Source organism: Paenibacillus sp. J22R3 (assembly GCF_056269305.1).
Genome location: NZ_JBWDNS010000003.1, coordinates 859,344 through 883,749 on the forward strand (window position 1 = coordinate 859,344; position 24,406 = coordinate 883,749).

Genomic DNA, 24,406 nt, shown 5'->3' on the forward strand with positions numbered 1-24,406 from the left:
CGGGTTGCCATGATGCGACATACCTACCTTACTTTAGTCGAAGCAAACAACTTGCTCATACAAATCTAACTAATGGAGATGTTAACGATGAATGAAACAGCAGCAAAATGGCTTGGCTGGATCGGTATTGTATTGGCTGTAATCGGGTTTTTCTATTCGCCTTTCTTGATGGGCGGAATTGCCGTTATCCTAGGGATCATTTGCTTTGCTAACCCCAAGAAGGCAATTGCATGGTGGACGACCATTCTAGGTGTAATTGCATTGATCGTTCCATTATTTCAATAACTTAAAATAAACGTACGTTAAAAGTCTTTATAAATTAGGTAGGTATGTGGCATCATGGCGACCCCCACGATAGGTGGATTTACGATAAAGGATACCCTATTTTGTGAATAGGCATGCTATTATGGAATATTTGAAAAGACCCGATCATGTGAGCATGATTGGGTCTTAATCTGAGTGGCACTAGTTCTCCGCGTGATCCTTGTTCAACTTCTCGAGAATTCTGCGCTTCCGATACATCATTTTACCGGTTTCAGCGACATCCTGAAGGGTGGATCGGTTCAGATAGGCACCGAACAGCATGCCTGCGATCGGAATCATTTGGAACAGCTTCTTCCATCCGAAATTGTCTCTGTACGTGAGCATGACCTCGCGCCAGCCTTGCAGCTGGGACATGACCTGACCGCTCCGCTCACCGGATTGGAACACAGCCAGATCATCCAGAATCGCTTTCTTTCCGACGATATCAGCGGAGGAGAACTGCAAACATTTGACGATAAAGACCCGCTCCGCCTGTTCCGTCGGGTCATAGCCGTAGCTAATCGCCACCTCCTGCAAAGCTTTAAGTGAAATGCCGAGCAGGAGCGGAATATCAATGGCAAGTGTGAAAATACCCCCGATTCCCGTTGTCGCACCTTGCACCGTCGCCGTCTTGCTGCTTGTTTGGATAATGCGATCGGCGATCTCATCCATTCTACCTAGCGGAAGCTGACCGATTCGCACTAAGTCAGCTGTTTCATCCCGCTCCGCATTCGGAAAGAATTTGCGGTACATCTGATCCTTGCTGATCAGATATCGTCCGCCGCTCTGAACATAATTGCCGAGCTCGTCAAGCGCTGTGCCAATCTTATCCTGAATGAACTTTGGGGTGATTCGGTCCAAGATAGCAAAGGGCAGTCTGCCGAGCTTCTCCCAGAAGAACAGCCCTTTCTGATCTTGCTCCCATCGTTCGATTAGCTTTAATTCTGCTCTTAAATATTCGGTAGTTTCTGTATTCGTCATCATGGCGTGCACACCTCATCTGGAATTTTCCTTTTGCCCTACATACTGTAAAAAGCACCTTTACGTTTCATCTTATTCGAATCGAGGTGTTACTCCTAATTGAACAGAGAAACAGGCTGCCGATTGGCAGCCTCAGCCCGCAGTCTCGACAGCCACTATGTTGCCGAAACAACATGAGCAAAACTTTAGCGGTTGTCAGCGTGGCTATTTCATGAAAATAAGCCCGTTGGAATCGCTAACGGTTGTGACCCTGCCTGCTGATCATTTGTTGCGAAAGGTGGACAAGTACAACCAAAAGAGAAACCCGACGTTTGAAACAACGTTGGGTTTCTCGAGATTCTGACGCTGCTGAATTGGAAGAAGACAGCCGATTTGAAATCAGCTGTCTGTCTCTCTAACCGTTCTCGTATTTATAAATTCGTAGTTGTGTGCGGTGGCGCATGTACGGCAAGCCCGATTACGACAATTCTGCTTCCCTTTTTGTACCGCTGGAGCACCTTGGGAACCTTATTTCCCTTTGCGTTGATAATACTGATGGTAAGTGAAGCATTATTCCTCGTTGCCACATAGACGGCGCGGCCATTCGCGAAAATTCTTCTCCAGTTATGATCAAAATAATAGACCTCGTCTTTCAAATCCGACAAGGTATAGCGCCGGGTCAGAGCCAAGTGTACCACCTCCTTAACGTAAGTTATGTAGAGGCGGCTAATCATTCTTGGGCCTTTGTGCGATGCAGGCTATTGCTCATATCCACCTTAGAAATCGTTTATGAACCAGCAACACATCGTTCTGTACAGCCCATTTCCCTAAATCCGAGATGCCTTGATCTTCATCCTTAGCGAACCTAAAGCACATATGGACGGGGACGATATTGTTCCCATGTGGCTTGATTCCGATGGTTGGTCTGAAATACCCCATAATGAGGATGACTTTCATATCCTTCGCTTGAATGTTGCGTCCGTTTAATACCAGCTGCTCCCCGTGAAAATAGAGTTCAGTCGGTTTCTTACATCCTCTGACCAATGTCGTTAGCAAGACAACTACGCACAGGAGAAGCTCTGCAGCCGTAGCCCATAGGGTAATTACGCTGTCTTGGTCATGTATGGAGTCGATTACATGGTAGATGAATAGAATTATCATCATCGTCATGGCAAATATGATTCTGTTCCCTGAAGGATTTCTAACCGAATACTGCGCAGGTCCCAATCGTGTCTCCTCCTCTCATCGTCATACTCAAATAGTTGAATTTCTTCCATACGGTCACTCAAGGCTCATAACGTTGCCCCGCGATATATATTTCTATTGTCTCGTTCGGCCGAACTGGTTCCTGTATCAATTGCTGTCCCGGTCCGGGTTCCAGTTTCTGTTCCTGTTCCTGAATCACAAAAAGGTACTGATCCTTCTTATACAAAACATAATAAAGCATCATCAACGGATGAAAGTAGTCAATCCCCTTAATGCGGCAGCCAGTAAGGAACAGGAGTTTCTCCCCATCGGCAATCGTAAAAGGCATTCGGGTGCTTCCGCACCAATCAATGGTTAACCGCAGCTCATACTCGCCAGGCTCTATTTCGAACTGCACCTTCCCTCCATCTTCGACAGTCCCGAGCTGGATATCGTTCAGCAGAATAACATAGTCCCGGATTCGATTCACCCATTGGGACGTTCTCGCGATTTCAATGCACGCAGCCATCCACTCTCAACTCCCACCTGTTTATATGCTGATGGAAACCTCTACCTGTATACACCAGAATCTCGTCCCATCAACGGAGAGCGTCTCAATATATGATTAATTGTCCACTCATCTACTAAGATGCCTCTCGTGATATCCCGACAGGCATCTTCAATGAGCCATGCCCACCATACTGGCGTGAGCAGCTCCCACTCCTCAGGGTCAAGCGGGGAAACTTCATCATACGCTTGGACAATCTCATCATGCATGCCCCGCCACGAAAGTGCGAAGTCGGCGACTCGATGGTTCCAATGGGACAAATCAAAGTCAAGGATCCCCGAGAGGCGTCCGTCTAAGAAGCGCAGGTTCCACGGTGTGAAGTCTCCATGGATAACAATACCTGGCCGATCCTGAAGTTTAAGCCCTGCAATCCTCTCCCGTGCTCGATCAAGGTGCCATCGCAGGATACGGATCTCCTCCGGTTGCCTATGCTCTTGCTTGGATAGCATAGTGTCCAATGCCGGGTCATTTAGGATCTCCTCGCAGCGCCGCCAGCCTTCGCGCTGCCCGAACCCGTTAAGTTTCGCCAGATCATCGTGGAATTGAGCCAAAAGTCGTCCTCGAGCACGTTGTTCGAGAACCCGGTTAACTTCGGACGGCGGATCACCGGGGAGATAAGGGAACAGGCACCAATATTGACCGTCTACTTCAATAGGCGCTTCAACCGCAGGCGCGACGGGCCATCCTTGTGCAGCGACGCATGTCAGCAGACGTACTTCGTAGTCGATATTGTCAGTCGATGTGGACCACCACCGTCTCAAGACAAGTCGCTCTCCTAGACGATCTACAAGCCAATGCTGATTATGGGTTCCACCAATCGGATCGACTACTCGAATGCCGAACTTATCCAAAACCTCGTCGTTCGGAGGCATTAACCCGAGCTTGTTATCCATTATCCATTATGCATCCCCTTCCGGAGCAGCTTCATATTGAACACCTTATTTAATATGCTGTGGTACCATGGTAGGTTTTGATAGGATATACTCTTCCAACAGTTGGAAAGTTGCGCTGACCTTTCAGTTGGATGGGAAAACGACAGCCATTTGGCGGCTGAGCTCTTGAAGTTTCAGGTCAACCGGCTGATTGTCGACAATCGGACAATGTTCTAATCACCAGTCGGAAATCATCTTCACATGACAAAAACATGATCCGATAAATAAATAAGCCCGCGGTTTACGCGGACTTCATTCGGATACTGTTCTTGTCTTCCGACACTTGGCGATCTTAATTGTCGATGCGGGAGTATTAATGAGTGAGGTCGTACTCAATATATAATATGGATTTACGCGAACCACCTCTCTTATCAGTAAGCGGTTCGCTCTGTCATCTACAATCTCATCCAACATCTTATCCATTCCTTTCGTATGCGAATAGGCCTCAGCTCTTCAGCTCCACCGTTTTTGTTGCAATCTTCCTCGTGAATTCAATGTCATGTTCTACAAAAATCAAGGTAGGCTGATATTCAAGCAGCACTTCCTCGATCTGCATCCGGGAGATAACGTCTATAAAGTTAAGCGGTTCATCCCAAACATGCAGATGGGCTTTTTCACAAAGGCTTTTGGCGATCAAGACCTTCTTCTTCTGACCTCCACTGAACATAGACATATCTTTCTCAAACTGTATGCGGGAGAAATCGAGCTTGCGCAAAATCGCCTTAAACAGGCTCTCATCAATCCCCTGCTCCCGGGCATAGTCGGACAAGTCTCCTCTTAAATGCGAAGTATCCTGCGAGACATAGGAGATTTGCAACCCGCTGCCTTTCTGGAAAGCGCCGGTGTACGGAATAGGTTCGCCAAGAATCAGCTTAAGCAGGCTCGATTTTCCCGACCCGTTCGGCCCGGTTAAAGCAATTCGCTCTCCCTGGTTAATGGTGAAGCTGACGTCCTGGCAAATCGTTTTGCCGTCATAGTGTATGGCCACGTCGTCCAGTTCAGCCAGTAGGGACTTGGGATAAACCAGCTGCGAAATTTGCAGGTTCTCCGAAGTTTCTATGTTTTTGAGCAGTTTGGATTTCTCCTCAATCGCGGATTGCTGACGCTGCTCAATCGACTTCGAGCGTTTCATCATTTTGGCGGCTTTGTGCCCGATATATCCTTTGTCTACCTTGGAACCGGAATTGCGTGTTCCGTTTTTGCTTTTCTCCACCTCATGTGACCATTGGCCGGTTCTTTTGGAGGCATCGGACAGTCGTTTGATATCTTTGACGAGTTTTTCGTTTTCGTTCAGCTCAAACTGATCCTGCAAATGCTTGTTTGCCCACCAGCTGGAGAAGGTTCCTTTTTGAATTTCAATATTGGTTTTATTAATCGACAGAATATGATCCACGCAATGATCGAGGAATGCCCGGTCATGCGACACCAGAATATACCCTTTTTTCCCGTTCAAATATTGGCTAACCAGCTTTCTCGCATGTACATCCAAGTGGTTGGTCGGTTCGTCGATCAGCAAGAAATGATTTTCCTTTAAAAATAAGGCGGCTAGCTGCACCTTCGTTTGCTCTCCGTTGGATAACGTGTTATACGGCCGGTACAGCACGTCTTCCGCAACTTTGAGAAGGGAAAGCTCGCGCTCCAGCCTCCAAAGTTCATAATCTGGGTAAATGTCGCTCACAACATCCATGGTCAGATTATCCGGGTCATTAACGGTGAATGGGAAGTAATCAAAGCCGACCGGGGACGAGATGGTTCCGCTGTATTCCATTTCACCGAGGAGCAGCTTCATAAACGTCGTTTTACCGCGCCCGTTTCTACCCGTGAATCCCAGTTTCCAATCGGTATCGATCTGGAAGCTGACCTTCTCGAAAATAGTGTCATAGCTGCCCTCATACGCAAAGGTCAGGTTGGATACTTGAATCGTTGACATGTTTTTCCCTCCTGCTGCTGAAAAAAAATAAATGAGCTGCAAGAAAGTTACTTTTCTCGCAGCTCAAAAATATACATCAGGCCAGCCCGTACGGAGGGCAGAAGCAGTATATAAAAGAGTGAAAGAATAAGTAACTTTCCCGTGGCAATAAAGAACAAAACAACGCAAAATCACCTTTGTTTTATCCCCTAAGACCGGCAAGAAATATTACATTATTCAATCACTCCAATCGTTAAATTTGGTGTCATCATAACACATGGCCGAAGGCATTTCAACCCGTCGCTGGACTCTCCTGCCTATAAGCTTTGCAAATGAAATCGACTCAATTTCATGAAAATCACACCATGCACAAAATGCTGAAATACCATTCGCGCGAATGGCATTTCAGCATTTTTACGTCTTTCCGCTATCTTGCAGAGCACTTTCTAAGCGAAATCAAACGGCTTCATATTAATGCGGTCATCATACATCCGGTCATCTCGGACTAAAGCATTCGTCTCGACAACCTTCCAGTCCTGTTGGTGCAGTCGTTTCAAATAGAGAACAATGTCATAGAACGAGTAGTTGCGATTCGAGTTCAGCAGGTACGTGTTGCTTTCGTAATTCAGTGCGATGCCCACGATCGCTGCTGCGGTGTCTTCTAGAAAGCTGCAGGAAGGATACCACTGCGAGCTGGCCTCGATGCATCCATTGTCCCGGTGGCCTCTGCATAGGAAATCAAACATATTGTTGGAACCTGTTTCGGAACCGATTTGCCACCCTAGCCGAAGAATATAAGCTTCAGGATATACCTCTTTCAGTAGTTTCTCGCATTGAATCTTATAAACGCCGTAGCTATTTTCCGCGTCAGGAATGCTCTCAGGCGTATATGGCCCTGTCTTGTCCTCCGAGTACACCGAAACCGTGCTTGTGAACACAAGTTTTATTCCCAGTTTCTTCGTTGCTTTAGCGATATACTCCAACCATTCAATTGGACCGGTTGCAATGTGGAAGAAAATATCCGGTTTCGTCTCTTCTATGAACCGATATACCTCTTCTTCGTTATCGATGCCTACTAAATCACGGTTCCAGACCGTGACATCAAGATTTCTAGACTTCAATTCTCTGTTCACATACGGCGCCACAGCTCCGTTATTTCCTGTAATCATAGCCTTCATCGTATACAACTTCCTTTGCTAAGTTATTAATTACCCTTTATTAGCTCCTGCCTTCAAGCCTTCCACCATGTACTTCTGAAGCAGCAAGAAAATGATGGTGATAGGAACGGCAACGAGCACGGCTCCGGCAGCAAATGTAGTAAACTCCGTATTCGAGCGATCGCTAATCAATTCAAACAGACCAATTGCGAGTGTCTTGTTCTCGGGCGAGCGTATGACAAGTCTTGCAAATATAAAATCCATCCAAGGACCAATGAAATTACTGACCGCAACGAATACGAGAATCGGCACCGACATCGGCAGCATGATTTTAGTAAACACTTTCGTGTTTGATGCCCCGTCTATCTTGGCTGCTTCCTCCAAACTGCGGGGCAAGCCGTCAAAATACCCTTTTACCAGCCAGGCGTTGAACGGAATAGAGCCGCCGGCATACACGAGAATCAATCCCCACAGATTGTCCAATAAATTGATCTGCAGCAGCAGAATGTAGATGGCGATCATGCCCATAAAGCTAGGAAATATTTGAAGCACAAGCATCGTCATTAAGCCGTAACGGCGGCCGGGAAACCGAAACCTCGAAAATGCGTAGGCGGCGGTCACAATCAGCACCGTAGACAAAATCATATTGAAGAAGGCAATCATCAATGTGTTCTTGAACCAGAGCCAATACGGCGTTTCCGTAAACAAGTGTCTAAAGTGCTCCAATGTAATCCTCTTTGGAATGAACGTGCTAGCATATAAGCTGTCACCGGGATTCAAGGAACCGGAGATAATCCAAGCGACAGGGTAAACAACCAGTACGACGGTAATGGATAAAACAATGTAAATGGCCGACAGTGTTACGACTTCCATAAGCGACGTTTTTCTCGTCATCATGACAGCATATCCTCTTCCTTAAAGACTTTCGTTCTTCGGAAATTCCAAATCGAGAGTGCTGCAATTATTATGAAAACAATAATAGAAACAGCTGAAGCTACATTAAACTTGCTATTGTCTAAGGTCAATTTGTAGATCCAACTGATCAAAATGTCAGTTGAGCCTGCGTAGCTATACTTACTGTCTACCGGACCACCCGTATTAAGCAGGTAAATGATATTGAAATTATTAATATTTCCGGCGAAAGACATGATGAGCAGAGGCAGCGTTGAAAACATGACAAGCGGCAACGTAATGGACTTAAACTTGTTTAGCGTAGATGCTCCATCTATTTCCGCAGCTTCATAGAGTTCCTTGTCAATTCCCGTCAACACGCCCGACATGAGAATGAGCCAGAACGGAAAACCAATCCAAATATTAGTAATGATGATTGCCGTTTTCGTCCATATGGGGTCGGAAAGCCAAGGAATTGGACTGATAGACAACATCTTAAGATATTGGTTCAATGGACCGAATGCTCCGTTGAAGATATTACGGAAAATAAGCAACGAGATGAACGTTGGAATTGCCCACGGAAGAATCAGAATGCCCCGCCAAAGTTTTTTGAATCTTACTTTTCGATAGTTAATCATTAGAGCATATAGCAATCCAACACCGAACGTTGTCACGGTTGAAATGACCGCCCATACAATCGTCCATGCAAATACGCCATAAAAGGTTTGGCTCCATGATTTCAACGTAATCAGATCTTTAAAGGTATCCAGCCCAGTCCAGCTCACAAGGTTTTTGGGAGGAAGATGATCGGGACCGGAATAATTCGTAAACGCGATCAGAACTCCGAACAGTAAGGGCAATATCGTTAAAAATGCCGTGAAAACAATGGAAGGAATCAGCAACATGTATGGAAATCCTTTTTCCCTGATGTTCTGAACCATCTCTTTGAAAGAATTGACGTGCATGCCAGCCTCTCGCCGTTTACCAACTGCATGCGCGTCCCGAATATTCAAATAGTACACGAATAAGAACAGAGCAAGTGTAATGATACAAATGATCCCGGAAATGAGAAGAAAGATGGAATGATCCCCGATTGTAACAATACGCCCTCTGCTTCTAACCTGCGGCTGCTCTCCAAGCGTTATCACGCCTATGATGCCTCTTATAATGGGGTGACTCATTATTAGGATGAAATAAATCTCAAGTAGAAAAAAACCGATTCCCTTTACATATTGACGATTATAAATTTGACCCAAACCCATGAATAGAGTAGAGAGAATTGTTCCCCTGACTACATGTACACGATGCTTTCCTGTTCCTGTTTCTATAGCCTCCATTGGTTGCAAGTTCGTAAATCACCTTCCCGTGTAGATTACGAACTACTGTACAACTACATACAGTAGTTCGCGCACGCTTCCTTTATTTCGCAGCTGCAAGGGAGTCCTTAAGATTGGCAACCGCCTGATCCAACGCCGTCTTGGGATCTGCATTCTTATTCCAAATGAGATTATACGCTTGCTGCATCGGCACCCACATCGAATTGTTCGCAGGAATGTTCGGCATCGGAACGGAATATTTCACCTGCTCCATGAATGGCGCTACGTTAGGATCGTTTTTGATTGCATCGCTCTCCCATAGGCTCTTTAAAGCGGGGATCTGACCAACCATTTCAAAACGCTTACGCAGCATCTCCTCCGATGTGGCAAACTGCGCCAGAAGAGAAGCAGCATCCGGATATTTGCTATAGGCGCTCTGATAAATGGATTTTACATTGGAGAAGCTCTTCGGATGCTCACCTGTTTCAAGCAGAGGGAATGGTACGATTCCGAAATCCACACCCGCTTCTCGAATGCTCTTTAAGTCCGGTGGAGCACCAATCCGAAACATCAGCTTACCTTCATTGAACATGGAACTGATAATATCAAACGTCATGTCCTCTACGCTTAATGGCAATATTTCTTTGTGTATGCGTTGCAGCAAGTTGCCGGCCTTTATCGCACCTTCACTATTCAATCCCGATAGGTCGGTTGGGTCTGTATTGTTACTGCCAAACACATAACCACCATAACCCGCAAGGAAGGCATGGACATAATAGAAGTCATCCGCTTGCATCATAAAACCGAATTTATTTTGCTTCGCATCCGTGAAAGACTTTGATTGTTCAATCAATTCATCCATCGTCGTAGGAACTTCCTTGACCAAGTCTTTATTGTATAACAGCGCATAAGTCTCAATACTTAACGGATAGCCATAAAGAATGTCCTTATAGGAAGTGCCGTCTATCGCTTCCTTAACAAACATTTCTTTATACTCATCAGTAAAATAATTTTCCATAAGTACACCTGATGCTGCTAGCGTTCCTGTGTTGTTATGGGCGGAGGTAAATAAATCCGGTCCCAACCCGGCTGGCCCATCAGTCTGAAGTTTTTGAAACGCATCAACCGTAGATTGATCTGTATATTCAATTGCCACACCATATTGTTTTGTAAATGCATCCCCTACGAATTTCATCCATTCCAAATCTTCTTTATTTCCCCACCACCGAATCGTTGCGCCTTCCTCTGGTTTCAAGCTTTTTTCATTCTCCTCCGACTGACCGGCAGCCGGTGCCGGCTCGCTGGCAGATGTGCCGCCGTTGTTTTTGGAAGCACTTTCATTATTGCCATTGCCACAAGCCGCCAAAGTAAGCATAACAATCATCGCAAGAATGAGACTTGATATCTTTTTCATGTTAACCTCCAACTATCGATTTTTTCATTCAACCCACCTGATCATTTTCACGAAAACAACGGATACCGGCTAACTCTGCACACCTCCTTGTCCATAAAATGGATCATCGCAGTGATCGATTTGAATCTTGGTCCATCATAACAACCCTCTATAATATTGTCAATTATTTATCGATAAATTATCGATAAATATAATTGAGTTTTATGTTCGCATCCATTGCGAAAAAAAAGCACAATAAAAGGATGAAACGCCTGGACGTTCAGGTGTCTCATCCTTCATTGTGCTGCTGTAAATTTCATCACTATTCACATGAAAAAAAATCCGCCGAACCCGTTCGGCAGAAAAGTTGGTGCGATATCGTATCCGTTTCTGTCATCATAAGGGAATAGCTAGCCGCTCCGGCTATCCGGCTATCCGGCTATCCGGCTATTCAGCTTTGCTATTAACGGTTGCCGTAGATTCCCTAACCACCAGGTACGAAGGCTGCAACGACATATCCAGTCGGTTGTCTTTCATTAGCAGCTCCAAAACAATAAAGAGCTTCTCACCCATATTACCGAGATCCGTATGAATCGTGGTCAATTTCGGCGTGATGTAGCTTGATAATTTAATATCATCAAATCCGACTACGCTAATGTCTCGTGGAACGTTAAGTCCCATCCCCTTTAATTCCTTAATCGCACCAATAGCGAGCATGTCGTTGCAGCACATAATCGCTGTCACACCCATACTGACTAAATGACGTGCTAAGGGAGCCGCCGATTCCTCCGTAAAGTTCCCATTGCATACAAGTTCAGGGTCATATGCAATTCCGCGTAACGCGATACTGCTGATATACCCCCCCAACCTTTCCTTGCATACATAGGCATCATTCTGACCGTTAATAAAACCGATGCGAGTGTGGCCCAGATCAACCAGATGATCGATCGCCAGTTTCATCCCTTTCATGTTGTCGCAGCATACGCTGGAAACCATTTGGTTTTCAAGGAAGTTATCTAGAATGACCACAGGATGGCTTGTCGTTTTCAACTGTTCGAAATAAGGATTGAAATTGCTTAAACCTAATATGACGGCACCGTCGAATTGATATTCATTCATCAATTCATCGAAGGATTTCGAATGATTCAGCGTATAATCCAGTGACATTATAGATACTTCATGCCCGCTATGAATCGCATTACGCTTGAAAGCCATCATGACCTCATAATCGAAATACTGCACATGATTATCCTCCGGCTGGTCGATGAAGACGCAAATCCGTTTGTGATTATCGCCTTTCCGCTTGGCAACATAGCCCATGTTAATCGCCGTTTTCAATATTTTCTTTTTCGTTTCCGGATTTACGTCCTCTGCGTCGCTTAAAGCTTTATATACCGTGCTTACTGATATGTTCATTTTCTCTGCAATTTCTTTGATTTTAGCCACAATAGCAGCACTTCTCTTTCTCCTTGAAGTCATGATTTCACTAAATTTAACAGCATTTTCAATATCACTATAACAAAAGCCAAAAGCTACTCTCAGTTGCTTAACTAAGCTCTTTCAGCATGTCCTTAGGCCTATTATTCGTATTATATCATATGGAGGAATACACCAAAACTTCATGAATATTACCCTGAAGCGATTTCCCCCCTGCCGCCATTATAACAAGAGTCTATAATACTGTCAAAAATTATCGAAAATTTATCGATAATTTTTTTGTTATCTGTCCGTTAGCGTTCATAACGTTTTCGGATCATTATTCGAACCATCTAGTAATATGCTTTTCTTTGGTCAAACCTAAATATTTATAACGTATCGTTACCTCTTGCAAGGGTTGTTGGTCGAATCGGACGGCAATACCGTAATGGATTGGTGTCCTATGATCTGACTTAGCTTTATTCTCAATAATGGCCCGAACCTTTTGTGCGGATAATTGAGGACGAATGGATTGATTATGAACATCCATGAACTTAGTCGCAGGGTCTGTCTTTTCCCCCATGAATTGGACCTGGTGACCCGTATTATAACTAATACCAAGTTGAACAAGGTCCGGCTTCATTTTCCCGTTGACTGTCACGCTTTGAATCTTGATATCTGTTCTGCTTTTATTTATAAGCATAATGGTATAAACGTTATAATTCCCTACTTTGTCTGTATAGGTGGTTAAACCATCGTCAACTAACGGGTCAGCACGATAATACCAGATGCTTACGCTAATTACACCTATGATAATCAATGCGCTAACTAATGTAACAAGCAGTGATTTATACTTAAGCCGTTTCAACAGCAACTCCCCCTCGACTACGTCCTGTTTTCAAGCTAAGTTGTCTATTACTTCTACAAAAAAAGCAGCCGATCATTCTTGCCGGCTGCATCTTAGGTTACTCACTTCTTGACATACCTTCATATTCTCTTGAAACATTATCTAATCCGATCATTGTTTCCATCCATTTTTCATTCTTTATAAAGGAATTACTCTTATACTTGTTTATTATTTCGTTTTGATTTTCTCTTGTAATTCCTGGATATTCATATGATATTACATTCATCCATCTATCTGACAGTTCAATTAATTTAGTTATCTTTTCCCTATCTTCATTAGTAATTTTGGTAAAGTCATTTCTTTCAAAATAAAAGCCAAAATTATTTGAAACACTTGATGTTATATTATGTAGTCCATTTGCTAAATGAAAATAACTAATAAAATAGTCTAAGTCCTGCGAAAGCATTGAGATTTTATATAACCTTTCAGCCAAAATCTCTTTATAGTTGAAATTAGGTTGATTGTTAAGTAAGGGTTCTAAGTCATCTCTTATGAGAAAGAAATTCCCAATGAGCTCGTTGTGCTTGTTTGATATTTCTTGAGAAAGATAACTCTCGTACTTCTTATTATTTTGATTTTCTTTGTAATATAGAAAAATAAAGCTCAATAATAGTAGGCCAACTAAGAGGTGTTTCCAATTGTATTTAATAGTTATATCCTCCCTTGGGTGATGTCAGACTGCTTTACTGCTTTCGTAATCATTTAAAGATTTAGTTTAGCATGGAATTGACCAACCATAAATGGATAATTCAATCCACTAAACTGGCCCTTTAGTTGAGAAAACGGCAACCATATGCCGGCTGCCGTTTCTTGATGATTATTAAGCTATTGCCCGTTAGCGTAACCAAGGTATCATCCAATTTGTTTAGACATAACTACCGATACGTAGGGAACATCAGGGGGTTCGACAATGTCAACAATCTCCCACCCTCTTTTTTCATAATACAATTGAGCTGTATGTGTGAAGAGAAATATTGATCTATGACTCATAGAAGCTGCGAATATCTCAGCTTCTCGCATAAGCTGATCTCCAATGTGTCCCTTTCCATATCAAAAAATCCGTTACTTATTTCTGTATCAAGTTTACCAAAAAAATAGTTAGATTGGGTATTAAGATACTGCACGTTAGAATAGCAAAGAGCTGCCAGTCGGCAGCTCTTTCATGATGAACGCTAATAATAATAATGTCTTTTCAAGATCAATATTCAGTTAATTGAACGGAGAACGATAGCAACGAATGGTGCTGATTTCATTGGCAACCTGTTTATTGTTGCGCAATCATTTCTCGTTAAATCGCAATAATAGTTTAGTTATTTTTATCTTTCAGAAAACAAGAAACAAATGAAAATATTAGTCCTATAAACGTGACTCCAAGTCCAAACGAAGTTGCTGAACCACTTGAAGCTAGAATAAGCGCTATACCAAAAAGTGATATTGATATACCTAAGAGTGATATACGCATTATATCCTCTCCTTTCGTAATTTCACTATAAGTATCCATTATGTTCGTTAGAGTATGCTGTCCGTTACCGGCGGAATGCCAATTGAAACAGTAATTGTTGTGCTATAGTTCTCCGTTAGCGCAATAACACATTGCCCGAAATTATTAACCAATCGGTATATACTCTCCGTTGAAATGATATTGATAGCCGTTGTCTATACGGATATAGCCGAATATACAGTGACCCCTACCCCTGTATAAAACACTGGAGTAGTTTTTATTATCTTTATTACCTTCCGCAACCAATATTTTGTTGTCATCACAAGCTAAAACAATTCCGATATGATCGTGAGAATTATCAGAAAGTAGCTTCTCGAAAATGACAATATCACCACGTTCTGGATTGAATCCATCTTGTCTATCGTGATAGAAAAATCCTGTCTCAGGCAGCTGGGCCCAATCCAACCATGCACCAACCCCAGCTAATCGATACATGCGGTTTGGATATCGAATTGGCAGTAGAAATCCAACCTGCATACAGCAGTAGTATACGAATGCAGCACACCAATTTTCCTTAAGCACTTTATAGATATCCGAGTCCGGCCAATACTTGCAAATCTCCCGATAACGCTCATCTTCCGGGACGCCAACAATATTTTGCCCAGCAAGCGTTTCTGCAAAATCAGCCAGCATAAGTCGTCTTTCTTCAGTGTTTAATGTTTCCGTATCGACGTTGGATTCCACGTTCACATTTTCCACTGGAATCCCTAATTCAATAAATACATTTTGTAGTCTACATGTACCCGTATTCGGTAAAATGTTACCTGTATTGTGAAAGTATAATTGCAATAAAATGGCGTCTTTGATAATTTCCTCATATGGTCCATGGGCTCGATATCTATCTTCTTGATAAAAGATCGATCTAAGAATGACTGACATCTCTTCGTCGGAAAAAATTTGGGTGCTACGTATAATCGGTCTTACAGCATCTGCGCTGTTGTGGCCAGGGAAGGCCTTTATTCCAGTTTTATAGAAATAAAAATCGTGAAGCAAACCCGCAATCGCAGCAAATTCCCAATCTTGTCCTCTTCTCAGAGCGAGCATCGAAGCAAAAGTAGAAACCCCTGACAACTGTTCGCAAGCCTCCTGTTTCTTGGAGTTACTCTCATTTGTAAGAAGCATTTCATGAATTAGAGCTCGCACACTGTCAAGCCGCTTAGTCTTCTTCTCGAAGATCAATATTACGCCTCCCTATTCTTTATAGCAGCAGCTAAGGCTTATAACTAGAAATCATTTTTGCTTCTCCCAGTTTCTTAACACCATTTATTATTGTAATGCATCTTCTTTCCTAATACCCCTAGAAATTCCATTAAACTGCCCGTTACTTCAACGAAAAGCGTAAAGAAGCTGCCGGTCAGTGCCGGCAACTTCTTCCTGGTCGTTTATTAACATGTCCCGTTAGCGCAACGACTTACTCTGTTGAATTTCGTGTTCCTCAACATAAAGCGGCATCAGAGAAGGCGGATCGTACCTTATCGCGGCCTTTAAACGACAAAATGGTGCCGATAGTCATAGCCCCATAGCCGCAACGAAATAATGAGCCTAATCAGACAGTGCCCGCATGATGTTGGATTTCGCCTCTGCCGCAATCGCTTCATTCCCGTCATCGACCGCTTGCATTAAGATCAGTATGGGGATGTATACCGCGATCAGCCGCGCCAGCAGCTTCGTTTCCTCGTCCGCTCCTCCGTACGTTTCGAAAAACACGCCGCGAGCGTAAGGTGGTAAAAAGCTATAAGCAACGCTCAAATCGCAAGCCGGATGGCCTACGCTCAGATCGCCCCAATCAATGATGCCGGAAACGATCCCGTTCTCATTCACAAGCATATTTTTGAAATGAAGATCGCCATGTAGCAGTGCATTCACCACCTCGACACGGTCCTTTTGCAGCCTGCTAATATACGCTTCGATCACACCGGACTCCTCCGGCGACAAATGTTCAGCCACCTTCGATAGAAAGCCCTCCAATTTCACTTTGCGCGATGCTATGTCCGTCAAGTTTCGATGATCTTGCTGAACTCCGCACTTCAGCGCCGCCTGCACCGGAAACTCATGCAATCTCCGCAAAAATTTCGCCAGCGTCTCTGCCGATAAAGCCCGGCGTTCTTCCGTCAAACCGATTGGGAAATCTCCTGGCACGTAGGCATAGCCAAGAAATGGTGCCGGGTATTCGTCACTTGCTTCGCCATAAAACAACGGTTTCGGATAGGGGATGGTCATATATGCCTCCAGCTTCGGCAGCAGCTTCCCTTCCATACGAATCGAGCCAACTGCAATCGTTCTTCTTGGAAACCGGAACACGTACTCGTCACCGATGAGAAAAACCGTATTGTCCCAGCCCCAGCCCAATCGCTTCACTTGCTTCGATGACAGCTGAGGGAATTGTCTGCCGATCAGCGTCCGCGCCTGCTCTTCGTTAACCTCCCACTCCGCATCCCATACATTCGTTCCTCCCATGAATTGTCTGCCTCCTCGTTCCTTACGTTATTTAGATGTTTACATTCCCTGGAAGTTACGCATAACTGCCCCGTTAGCGGAACAAGCCTGTCGTTGAGGTTAGCAGTGTTTATAACTTGTTTCTTTGGGGAGAAAATACCTCTATAAAAGGAGGTTATTTTGATGAAGTTAACATTATTAGCAAATGTCTTACTTGCCGCTTCATTGGGTGTATCTGCGCCCATGGATAAAGTCGCAAATGAAACAGCAACAAAGAATCAACAACAATCTTCATGTGATGTGGTTAAAGACGCATTCGTGTGGACTTTGTTCAAACCGATAGAAAACGTTCTTCGAGAATATAAGGATGAGCGACAATTCATGGTCGATAATGTCGTTGAGGTCAAACGTTTGAAGCCAGGTCAATATTATTGGGAGACAACCTTGAAAGTATCGACTTTTGAAGGACCTCATAACCCGCCTTACCATCACTATATCATTACCTTCACCAACTTGGTTGCAAATGAAGTAACAGTGAAGAAAGTCATAAGAACAGAATAAACACAATTAAACTGTCCGTTATTTCAATGAAAAACAGCAGCTGATCATTAAGCCAGCTGCCGTCGTGTATTGAGCGATAGTGCTCCGTTAGAATTCCTGTAAAACGAATAATTTGGCGTTTGAACAAAAACGAGCGCCTCGGTACGATGGGGTTGCACACGAGGTCAAAAGCCTCAAAAAGCCCATCAGGAGGTCACTCTACTATGAAGTTTAAGTCACAGGATAAGCAAAATCAACTCATTGAAAACATTACCGTTTCTCACCTAGTCATCGGCGTAGACATTGCTCAGGAAGCTCACGTAGCTCGCGCTGTCAGCTTTCGCGGCATTGCTCTGGGTACTCCACTCGAGTTTTGTAACGATCACGAGGGATTCAAACTGTTCGAACGTTGGATTCAAGATCTACTCAAGAGCTACAGGCTGAGCAACGTCATCGTTGGCATGGAACCCACCGGCCACTACTGGTTCAGCTTAGCAAGTTGGCTTGGCTCTCAAGGCATTGAAGCTGTCTTGGTTAACCCCCATCTCGTCAAAAAGAACAAGGAAAACCGTGACAATACACCTTCTAAAAGTGACCGTAAGGACGCCCTTGTCATTGCAGATATGATCAAAAACGGGTATTACTCCCCTGTTCGGTTTCATTCGGAAGCTTACGAGGAACTACGCATTCTCATGGCAAATCGAGAGACGGTTACCAAACGACTTAACAGTACGGTTAATCAGATCCACCGCTGGGTGGATATCGTTTTCCCAGAGCTTCTGCAAGTGTTTAAAATCCTTACCTCCATCAGTGCAATCGCAACACTCAGACTCTTCCCTTTGCCGAGAGACATCAGTCGAATGAACACGGAACAAGTCCTCGAAGGTTGGAAGCAATATGCGAAGCGTCATGCTGGAGTAAAACGCGCTGAGTTGCTCATTTTACTTGCAAAATCCAGTGTTGGCACTAAGCAGGCACTCAACGCTTACAAGCTTCATCTGGAGCAATTACTTGAAGAATACGACCTGGCTCGGAGTCAGCTTGAACAAATTGAGCATGAGCTTCACCTCATTCTTGAACGCATTCCGTACGCTCAGAAACTGCTAGAAATACGTGGTGTGAGTGCAACGTGTTTAGCTGGAGTACTTGGTGAGGCTGGTGATCTAAGTGGCTATTCGCATGGCAATTCGCTGCTGCGGCATGCAGGGTTGAATCTAGCTGAGGCCAGTTCTGGAAAGTGGCGGGGAAAGATGGTACTTAGCAAACGAGGTCGGCCGCGTCTTCGTCATTTTCTTTATCTCATGACGATGTGTATGGTCATGACAAACCCGGAAATACGAGCTTTGCACCGTCATAACGTGGAGGATAAGAAGTTGAAGAAAATGAAGTCCATCATGAAACTATGCAGCAAAGTAGCTCGTTTGCTTGTCAGCTTAGCAAAAAGCAATGAAGCCTACGATTCAACTCGTGTTTTCCCGCTGGCAGCTTAAGATCTAACGATCCTCACCAGCTCAAGCATTCGCAGGATGACAAGTAGCACGGAGTATCGGGATATGTTCAACAAAAGGGCTCGGACCCGTTCCGTTAGAAAGACCGACCTCCACCCCGTAGTTAGATGTGACGAAGGAATGAAAGGGCTATGACCCGTTGAGACATGGGAGTGAGAATCGCTAGGGCGAAGTGGAGACGTGCACATATGGAACAATATGGGTGATTAGAAATTCACCTTTATTCCCGCATGCCCAATTTGCAATCCCCCGTCACCGGTTACTCTTCCATCCCCTTCTGGCACCTTAACTACGGGATGAAATCCTGCGAATTCATGAGTCTGAGTGAGGAAACTGAATCATTTCGAGGGAGCTTAATGGCTATCCTAATAACTTAGCCTCTGCAAGTTCTCTAATGAAGTCCGTTCCCCAAACACCTAATGTTGGGCAGATTTCCCACTCACTATGAGTGATTGGTCTTATTTCGATTAATCCCTTCATCAACATACAAATCCCAGGCTGGTACCCTGTCTGAGAACGGAAAGAATCTGGCTCAATTGAATCTGACTCCAGTGGACGAAAGCCTGTAATCATTTCTCCTAGTCCAGTTTCGTAGATTGTACGAATGTGCGCTACGCCTTGTACAATGGTCTGTTTTCCAGCAATATACTCTGGTGTTGGTGGCGAATCACCCAACCAATCCATTAGTCCTGCTAGGAATGTTTTTGTTGGACTTGCCATATACGATTTGGTTACCTGTATCACTCTGCCACAAGCAAATTGCCCATTTTTCAAGGGAATTGCCCAGAACTGCCCTGGAACAAGTGATGCATTTGATTTCGGTCTAAAGGGATACTTAATATTCATGCCACCGACCTCACTGAAAGTTTTATATGCATATTATATCCACTTGTCGAATTGCGCTAAACTGCCCGTTAGCTCAACAGGTTACGGTTCATCCCGGCAGCCCTATTGTCTTTACGCTATAGTGCCCGTTAGCGGAACGCCAGGCAAAGATTCAACCCTCGAGTAATCCCAAATATCTAATTTCCTTACCATTTAATTTGACTATTAATACTGGTCCACTTTTCTTAATCGGCTCAAAAATTTCTACTCCAACAGGAAGTTTCGTCGCCATTTCGTCTTCAAAATTAAGACCATCTTTATATTGCTTTGTAATCATTCCAACCTTATCTCCAACTGATAACTTTTCTTGTTGTACCCAATCAATATTACTTGCATTGTCGTAAATAACTCCTTGGTATTGAAAAATGTCTGCATTCGGATTTTGAGCGATAATTTCCTGTGCTGTTGGATTATGAGTGGACTCAGTTATTGAATTTTCAGAATTGATTACTTTGGATTGATTACATCCCGTAAGCATCAATAGAGTGATTAAAAACGAAATAATTATCTTCACCAACGTACTCCCCCTCATAATATAACAACGTTCCATTTATTCAATTTGTTCCAGATTCCGTTGAACTATTCTGCCCCGTTACTTCAATCTAAAAAGAGACCCGCAGCAATGGGCTACGGGTCTAAGCTATATATAATAAAGGGGGGTCAAGATTTATTATAGACGCATTTCATAAAGCTGAGCTAAAGATTGGATTTCATTCGTGTTACATTTATTGAGCTATCGTGCCCGTTAGTTCAATATATAAGCTCACTACTTATTAAATTGATCTGCGGCTTTTTCAGCTTCAAGAAGAGATTGGTCGTCAATGTAGCCAGTATTCGCATTGCTTTTTTGCATCATTTCGATATACACATCCAGCATTTGTTTGATGTCATTTAGTTGAACAACATCATTCTCGTCCAATTTTGCTTTGATGATTAATTTCCCCATTTTGTTAGATGCGTTGTCCATACTATGACCAATATAATACCAACCCCGAACCTTATTCTCATTTTTATAATGAGCATACATCTCATCTGCTCTAAAGCTAGCGTCCCTAAGGACAGCATAGGCTCGTCCAATGTGAAATCCCCTGTAATAACCAGTCAGGATATCCTCAATAGAAGACCTTGCCTGTATGAAATTAGAGCCTAGAATCCCCATATTCCTGCTCAAAGAGGATTGCTCTGTTTGTTTATTCGACTTTATCGTTTTCCATTGATAAATGTTAAAGACGAGTGACAAAAGTAATATTCCAATAACAATCTTTGTACTTCTCATGCTGATACATCACATCTCCCAAATTCCCCAAGTATGTCTAATTTAGCAGGTTGAGCAATAATCGAACACATGCAACTATTTCCACATTCCTGCCCGTTACTTCAATAAAACAAGGAGCAGCTGCCGCTGGCAAACTGCTCCTTGTTCGTTTAGCTATCGTTCCTCATTAGTTGAATGATAGTAAGTAAGGACTCGTTTTATTGATGGAAACTCCATAGAATAAATACATACCGTGACAAAATCTTGTCTAACGGAATCAGGTACCCAAGCTTCAGTGGCAATCTTTTTGACAATAAAAACTAAGTTATATCCAGAAATCCCATTCCAAAGTCCATAATCCCTAACTACATCAAGGTTTTTTCGACTGATGATAGTTGATTCTCCTATTTCAAATCCGAAACTGACTCCTTTCAATGCTGTATTAAACTCTACTTCATACTTCATCGTCGCAATATAAGACTTGTGATATTTTTTTCGATTTCTTTTTTTCATCGTTCCCCCCGTAAATCACCATAAATATCACTATCGTTCCTCGTTAGCTTAAACAACTCATTGGATTGTAATATTAACTATTGCGGTTTCTTGGTAATCCTTATTGTCTTGTACCCATTTAAGGATGTATTCATGAGTGATTTTTTTATCTTCGAAGTGAACATTGCTAAGTGTAAACCCTTTAGAATGTGGCTGAATCGTGCTTGTAGAAACAGTGAGACTACCCTTAAGAGTAATTGATGGACTTATTGCTGCTGATTCTCCTAAATAATCAAAATCAATTTTATATTCATTCATTTTACTATTTGGAGTTACCGAAACCTTCCAGTGGTCAGGAGTTTTAGATAATGACCAATGAAATTGTGTTGTTGACTGCTCATCGAGTGAGATAGATGAGCTCTTCACTGGCGGGTTTTCGTCCGCACGGCACCCCGAAGTAATTGCAACAGACGAAATCATAACCATGAATACAAATATTTTCAAAGTGCGCAACAATTCATCAATCTCCTTTTGAATTTTTTCAATTTATTCAATATTTCCCTATCATTAGACGAAATGCTGTTAGAGAAGTTGCGCTATCCTGCCCGTTACTTCAATAAAACAAGGAGCAGCTGCCTCTGGCAAACTGCTCCTTGTTCGTTTAACTATAGTACCGTTAGCGTAATAATTCACGTCAGCAGTTTTATTTTTAAAACCCAAATTACATTCTTCCCAAAATTATCAGCTGTTGGTATTAGCCAAGTAGTCATATAATTAAAATAACACTGCATTAGAATAACCACTCTCACCATCCGAAGAAAGTAGGCTAAGGAAAGTTGAATAAACGATACGTTTTTATCATTTCGCTCGTCTTAATTATTAGTTTTGCGGTATGGCAGAACTTTCAGTTACGTGAAGAACAAAAGAAAATCAGGGTGCACGTAGCAACAATGGCATATACCACCGCACAATATATAATGAATACAGGAGCAAGTTTTGAAACAATTAATAAACAAAATCAATGGATCGAACCGAACTTGCTGCACAGTAATTCATTAATATTCACTTACCAAAGTCTAACCGATGCGAATAAAACCTTGCAAGATTTCTTCTACTTAATACCTGGTTCATCCAGTCAAAAACTAAATGATTTCTATTTCGATTTCACTGATTGGTACATGGATGTTATGAAGATTAGCGCCAAAAAAGGGAATTTAACTGCCGAAGATAAGGACATTATTTTAAAATTAAGTCGAGTAACTTCTAAGCTTGAGTTACCGCATAAAATGAATGATTTAAATTCCGTGTTGATTTTTTATGACAAGCTCGCGGCGGAATGGAAGAAACAATAGTTTTGACATATTGATATTAAAAAGCTTGGAGATTTCGCCAAGCTTTTTAATAATTTCCGCTATAATTTTCTTTGTCAAATATAGTTAACCGGTAAATGTCGGTTGCCTTTTGTGGTCTGTATTAAACTAAAGTATCCGTTAGTTAAACGAAATTATTTATCAGGTATTGGTATAGTATGCTCTTCTAGTACACCATCCGTAATGACTGAGCTTTTGTATCGAATAGTCCACATTGCTGATTTTTCATCATATTTCACTTCTTTAATTACGAGGATGTTTATATGTTCAATGTCCTTATTCATGAGGGCTTTACGTATTACTTCGTCTTGAGTAAGTATTGCTTTTACAGGTTTTTGTATTTCGGAAATCGTGACCTTCAACGCCTTTCCCTGACCTGGGTAAGAAGCCGCTATTAACCCCTCAAACCAAACATGGACATTTTGTCCAACCTCTATATTTGGGGGCATATTCGTAACCCATATTGCATCATAGAACTCTTTTCTTGTTTCATTTATTTTTCTACTAAAAGGCTTAACGACTAAGGCACTTTGATTTTCAATCTTCGTAACATAACCAACAAATCCAGGATTTAATTCAACATGTGAAATTGAGGGCAGCTCAGTTGCATGACAAATCGGAATAACTATTAATATTGATAGGAAAACAGCAACAATATTTTTCATTTTATAGAACTCCCTAAGCATGGACTCTTCGTCCGTTTTTAAGGATATTTTTACCGGTTCATAATTAAATTATCCTGCCCGTTAGCTTAATAGGTTGCCGATTGTTCAGCAACCTATTCTACGTTGTGCCATCGTATCGTTAATCCAATGTTATGCCTGCTCAGAAACAGTTTGTTTTGTTTGGGTATAGAAGCAAATCCGAACTTATTCGAATACCCGCATTCAAAGCTCCCACTTTAGCTGCGGTTTTTTCTGGTATGATTACTCCCCCTTTTAACACGTAATCTTTAGTAAGAGAATCGACATAGAGCATGCCAGAAACCTCTTCTCCGATCAACGCCATATCAAATGGAGATATTGAATAAACTGTCTTCGCGATCTCAGAAAACACCGTTTCGAGTTCTTGCAGAAATAAATTTGTCTCGGGGATAAGTGGATACGTAACAGAATACTTCTTTTCTAATATTCCTGAAGGGATGCAAAAGTCCAGCCAATCAGATCCCTCTTCCTCTCTTACAGTTAATGACAAGCATCCGAGCAGTGTTGAGTCAGGCAATGTTAAAATACCGTACAGATAATTCGAGAAAACTTCACTTGAAACTAAGCCGAAATCGATAGATCCTTTACCCACATTCTCTTTCTCAATACAAGGGCCAAACAGGTGATCATTTGACCATAATCCGTGAATACAGTCTCTTAGCAAATCATCACTTAACTTGTTTTTAAATTGAATGGCTAATTCAAAATAGCTGCCGTACCAATCCTCGTCAATGAACTGTTCCATATGTCTAAACCCCTTTATGAAAAGCTGCCGCTC

Annotated in this window: 26 protein-coding genes; 4 read left to right on the forward strand and 22 right to left on the reverse strand. The window is 42.7% G+C overall.

The features are described 5' to 3' along the window. Window positions 1-87: 87 nt before the first annotated feature. Complete coding sequence (locus AC0YN4_RS18525) at window positions 88-285, forward strand: hypothetical protein (protein WP_475784452.1); 198 nt, start codon at window positions 88-90, stop codon at window positions 283-285. 180 nt (window positions 286-465) lie between these two features. On the opposite strand, the gene AC0YN4_RS18530 is transcribed toward AC0YN4_RS18525, so the two are convergent. The 15 genes from AC0YN4_RS18530 to AC0YN4_RS18600 form a co-directional block, all read right to left on the reverse strand. Continuing rightward, window positions 466-1,284 (reverse strand): EcsC family protein, encoded by an 819-nt coding sequence (locus tag AC0YN4_RS18530; RefSeq protein WP_475784497.1) that lies wholly within the window; start codon window positions 1,282-1,284, stop codon window positions 466-468. A 410-nt stretch (window positions 1,285-1,694) separates the two neighbouring features. Next, window positions 1,695-1,952: a hypothetical protein gene (locus tag AC0YN4_RS18535; protein ID WP_475784453.1), complete on the reverse strand. Its 258-nt coding sequence runs from the start codon at window positions 1,950-1,952 to the stop codon at window positions 1,695-1,697. A gap of 76 nt (window positions 1,953-2,028) precedes the next feature. Beyond that, entirely contained in the window at window positions 2,029-2,427 is a 399-nt protein-coding gene (locus tag AC0YN4_RS18540) for a hypothetical protein (protein ID WP_475836419.1), read from the reverse strand. Between the two features lie 121 nt (window positions 2,428-2,548). After that, window positions 2,549-2,977, reverse strand: coding sequence for a hypothetical protein (locus AC0YN4_RS18545; RefSeq protein WP_475784455.1), 429 nt, complete (start codon window positions 2,975-2,977; stop codon window positions 2,549-2,551). 41 nt (window positions 2,978-3,018) lie between these two features. Then, window positions 3,019-3,909: a phosphotransferase enzyme family protein gene (locus AC0YN4_RS18550; RefSeq protein ID WP_475784456.1), complete on the reverse strand. Its 891-nt coding sequence runs from the start codon at window positions 3,907-3,909 to the stop codon at window positions 3,019-3,021. 484 nt (window positions 3,910-4,393) lie between these two features. Further along, the gene (locus AC0YN4_RS18555) at window positions 4,394-5,878 is read right to left on the reverse strand and encodes an Lsa family ABC-F type ribosomal protection protein (RefSeq protein WP_475784457.1); all 1,485 of its coding nucleotides are present in this window, start codon (window positions 5,876-5,878) and stop codon (window positions 4,394-4,396) included. A 425-nt stretch (window positions 5,879-6,303) separates the two neighbouring features. Beyond that, window positions 6,304-7,035, reverse strand: a complete 732-nt coding sequence (locus AC0YN4_RS18560) for a sugar nucleotide-binding protein (RefSeq protein ID WP_475784458.1) — start codon at window positions 7,033-7,035, stop codon at window positions 6,304-6,306. Window positions 7,036-7,065: 30 nt separating this feature from the next. After that, window positions 7,066-7,908: a sugar ABC transporter permease gene (locus AC0YN4_RS18565; protein WP_475784498.1), complete on the reverse strand. Its 843-nt coding sequence runs from the start codon at window positions 7,906-7,908 to the stop codon at window positions 7,066-7,068. Beyond that, window positions 7,908-9,053 carry a carbohydrate ABC transporter permease gene (locus tag AC0YN4_RS18570; RefSeq protein WP_475836420.1) on the reverse strand — a complete coding sequence of 382 codons (1,146 nt, stop codon included), beginning with the start codon at window positions 9,051-9,053 and terminating at the stop codon, window positions 7,908-7,910. Before AC0YN4_RS18570 ends, AC0YN4_RS18565 begins: the two co-directional genes overlap by 1 nt. Window positions 9,054-9,324: 271 nt before the next feature. Beyond that, a complete protein-coding gene (locus AC0YN4_RS18575) occupies window positions 9,325-10,635 on the reverse strand; it encodes a sugar ABC transporter substrate-binding protein (protein WP_475836421.1) in 1,311 nt (436 codons plus the stop codon). 426 nt (window positions 10,636-11,061) lie between these two features. Then, window positions 11,062-12,093, reverse strand: a complete 1,032-nt coding sequence (locus AC0YN4_RS18580) for a LacI family DNA-binding transcriptional regulator (protein WP_475836422.1) — start codon at window positions 12,091-12,093, stop codon at window positions 11,062-11,064. 277 nt (window positions 12,094-12,370) lie between these two features. Next, window positions 12,371-12,898: a hypothetical protein gene (locus tag AC0YN4_RS18585; protein WP_475836423.1), complete on the reverse strand. Its 528-nt coding sequence runs from the start codon at window positions 12,896-12,898 to the stop codon at window positions 12,371-12,373. Window positions 12,899-12,995: 97 nt separating this feature from the next. Beyond that, a complete protein-coding gene (locus AC0YN4_RS18590) occupies window positions 12,996-13,544 on the reverse strand; it encodes a hypothetical protein (RefSeq protein ID WP_475836424.1) in 549 nt (182 codons plus the stop codon). Between the two features lie 999 nt (window positions 13,545-14,543). Next, window positions 14,544-15,617 carry a CHAP domain-containing protein gene (locus AC0YN4_RS18595; protein ID WP_475836425.1) on the reverse strand — a complete coding sequence of 358 codons (1,074 nt, stop codon included), beginning with the start codon at window positions 15,615-15,617 and terminating at the stop codon, window positions 14,544-14,546. Window positions 15,618-15,980: 363 nt separating this feature from the next. Next, the gene (locus AC0YN4_RS18600) at window positions 15,981-16,895 is read right to left on the reverse strand and encodes a phosphotransferase (RefSeq protein ID WP_475836426.1); all 915 of its coding nucleotides are present in this window, start codon (window positions 16,893-16,895) and stop codon (window positions 15,981-15,983) included. A 162-nt stretch (window positions 16,896-17,057) separates the two neighbouring features. Between AC0YN4_RS18600 and AC0YN4_RS18605 the strand changes: the two genes are divergently transcribed. After that, window positions 17,058-17,435: a DUF3888 domain-containing protein gene (locus AC0YN4_RS18605; RefSeq protein ID WP_475836427.1), complete on the forward strand. Its 378-nt coding sequence runs from the start codon at window positions 17,058-17,060 to the stop codon at window positions 17,433-17,435. 203 nt (window positions 17,436-17,638) lie between these two features. Next, entirely contained in the window at window positions 17,639-18,904 is a 1,266-nt protein-coding gene (locus AC0YN4_RS18610; RefSeq protein ID WP_475836428.1) for an IS110 family RNA-guided transposase, read from the forward strand. A 378-nt stretch (window positions 18,905-19,282) separates the two neighbouring features. On the opposite strand, the gene AC0YN4_RS18615 is transcribed toward AC0YN4_RS18610, so the two are convergent. From AC0YN4_RS18615 to AC0YN4_RS18635, 5 genes are all read right to left on the reverse strand, one after another. Next, window positions 19,283-19,768 (reverse strand): Imm26 family immunity protein, encoded by a 486-nt coding sequence (locus tag AC0YN4_RS18615; protein WP_475836429.1) that lies wholly within the window; start codon window positions 19,766-19,768, stop codon window positions 19,283-19,285. 151 nt (window positions 19,769-19,919) lie between these two features. Next, window positions 19,920-20,321, reverse strand: coding sequence for a hypothetical protein (locus AC0YN4_RS18620; protein ID WP_475836430.1), 402 nt, complete (start codon window positions 20,319-20,321; stop codon window positions 19,920-19,922). 252 nt (window positions 20,322-20,573) lie between these two features. After that, window positions 20,574-21,083 carry a hypothetical protein gene (locus tag AC0YN4_RS18625; RefSeq protein ID WP_475836431.1) on the reverse strand — a complete coding sequence of 170 codons (510 nt, stop codon included), beginning with the start codon at window positions 21,081-21,083 and terminating at the stop codon, window positions 20,574-20,576. A 153-nt stretch (window positions 21,084-21,236) separates the two neighbouring features. Then, window positions 21,237-21,575: a hypothetical protein gene (locus AC0YN4_RS18630; RefSeq protein WP_475836432.1), complete on the reverse strand. Its 339-nt coding sequence runs from the start codon at window positions 21,573-21,575 to the stop codon at window positions 21,237-21,239. A gap of 57 nt (window positions 21,576-21,632) precedes the next feature. Beyond that, the gene (locus AC0YN4_RS18635; RefSeq protein ID WP_475836433.1) at window positions 21,633-22,040 is read right to left on the reverse strand and encodes a hypothetical protein; all 408 of its coding nucleotides are present in this window, start codon (window positions 22,038-22,040) and stop codon (window positions 21,633-21,635) included. Between the two features lie 350 nt (window positions 22,041-22,390). Here AC0YN4_RS18635 and AC0YN4_RS18640 point away from each other — a divergent pair, with 350 nt between their 5' ends. Beyond that, window positions 22,391-22,906, forward strand: coding sequence for a hypothetical protein (locus tag AC0YN4_RS18640; RefSeq protein ID WP_475836434.1), 516 nt, complete (start codon window positions 22,391-22,393; stop codon window positions 22,904-22,906). A gap of 152 nt (window positions 22,907-23,058) precedes the next feature. On the opposite strand, the gene AC0YN4_RS18645 is transcribed toward AC0YN4_RS18640, so the two are convergent. Further along, on the reverse strand, window positions 23,059-23,589 hold the full coding sequence (locus tag AC0YN4_RS18645) for a DUF3221 domain-containing protein (RefSeq protein WP_475836435.1): 531 nt from the start codon (window positions 23,587-23,589) through the stop codon (window positions 23,059-23,061). Between the two features lie 160 nt (window positions 23,590-23,749). Beyond that, window positions 23,750-24,373, reverse strand: a complete 624-nt coding sequence (locus AC0YN4_RS18650; protein ID WP_475836436.1) for a hypothetical protein — start codon at window positions 24,371-24,373, stop codon at window positions 23,750-23,752. Window positions 24,374-24,406: the final 33 nt, after the last annotated feature.

What these genes read in the sequence shown, in the direction of transcription:
- AC0YN4_RS18525 (WP_475784452.1), top strand. Translation starts at nt 88, where the DNA reads ATGAATGAAACAGCAGCAAAATGGCTTGGCTGGATCGGTATTGTATTG.
- AC0YN4_RS18530 (WP_475784497.1), bottom strand. Translation starts at nt 1,284, where the DNA reads ATGACGAATACAGAAACTACCGAATATTTAAGAGCAGAATTAAAGCTA.
- AC0YN4_RS18540 (WP_475836419.1), bottom strand. Translation starts at nt 2,427, where the DNA reads ATGATGATAATTCTATTCATCTACCATGTAATCGACTCCATACATGAC.
- AC0YN4_RS18545 (WP_475784455.1), bottom strand. Translation starts at nt 2,977, where the DNA reads ATGGCTGCGTGCATTGAAATCGCGAGAACGTCCCAATGGGTGAATCGA.
- AC0YN4_RS18550 (WP_475784456.1), bottom strand. Translation starts at nt 3,909, where the DNA reads ATGGATAACAAGCTCGGGTTAATGCCTCCGAACGACGAGGTTTTGGAT.
- AC0YN4_RS18555 (WP_475784457.1), bottom strand. Translation starts at nt 5,878, where the DNA reads ATGTCAACGATTCAAGTATCCAACCTGACCTTTGCGTATGAGGGCAGC.
- AC0YN4_RS18560 (WP_475784458.1), bottom strand. Translation starts at nt 7,035, where the DNA reads ATGAAGGCTATGATTACAGGAAATAACGGAGCTGTGGCGCCGTATGTG.
- AC0YN4_RS18565 (WP_475784498.1), bottom strand. Translation starts at nt 7,908, where the DNA reads ATGACGAGAAAAACGTCGCTTATGGAAGTCGTAACACTGTCGGCCATT.
- AC0YN4_RS18575 (WP_475836421.1), bottom strand. Translation starts at nt 10,635, where the DNA reads ATGAAAAAGATATCAAGTCTCATTCTTGCGATGATTGTTATGCTTACT.
- AC0YN4_RS18580 (WP_475836422.1), bottom strand. Translation starts at nt 12,093, where the DNA reads ATGACTTCAAGGAGAAAGAGAAGTGCTGCTATTGTGGCTAAAATCAAA.
- AC0YN4_RS18600 (WP_475836426.1), bottom strand. Translation starts at nt 16,895, where the DNA reads ATGGGAGGAACGAATGTATGGGATGCGGAGTGGGAGGTTAACGAAGAG.
- AC0YN4_RS18605 (WP_475836427.1), top strand. Translation starts at nt 17,058, where the DNA reads ATGAAGTTAACATTATTAGCAAATGTCTTACTTGCCGCTTCATTGGGT.
- AC0YN4_RS18610 (WP_475836428.1), top strand. Translation starts at nt 17,639, where the DNA reads ATGAAGTTTAAGTCACAGGATAAGCAAAATCAACTCATTGAAAACATT.
- AC0YN4_RS18615 (WP_475836429.1), bottom strand. Translation starts at nt 19,768, where the DNA reads ATGAATATTAAGTATCCCTTTAGACCGAAATCAAATGCATCACTTGTT.
- AC0YN4_RS18625 (WP_475836431.1), bottom strand. Translation starts at nt 21,083, where the DNA reads ATGAGAAGTACAAAGATTGTTATTGGAATATTACTTTTGTCACTCGTC.
- AC0YN4_RS18630 (WP_475836432.1), bottom strand. Translation starts at nt 21,575, where the DNA reads ATGAAAAAAAGAAATCGAAAAAAATATCACAAGTCTTATATTGCGACG.
- AC0YN4_RS18635 (WP_475836433.1), bottom strand. Translation starts at nt 22,040, where the DNA reads ATGGTTATGATTTCGTCTGTTGCAATTACTTCGGGGTGCCGTGCGGAC.
- AC0YN4_RS18645 (WP_475836435.1), bottom strand. Translation starts at nt 23,589, where the DNA reads ATGAAAAATATTGTTGCTGTTTTCCTATCAATATTAATAGTTATTCCG.
- AC0YN4_RS18650 (WP_475836436.1), bottom strand. Translation starts at nt 24,373, where the DNA reads ATGGAACAGTTCATTGACGAGGATTGGTACGGCAGCTATTTTGAATTA.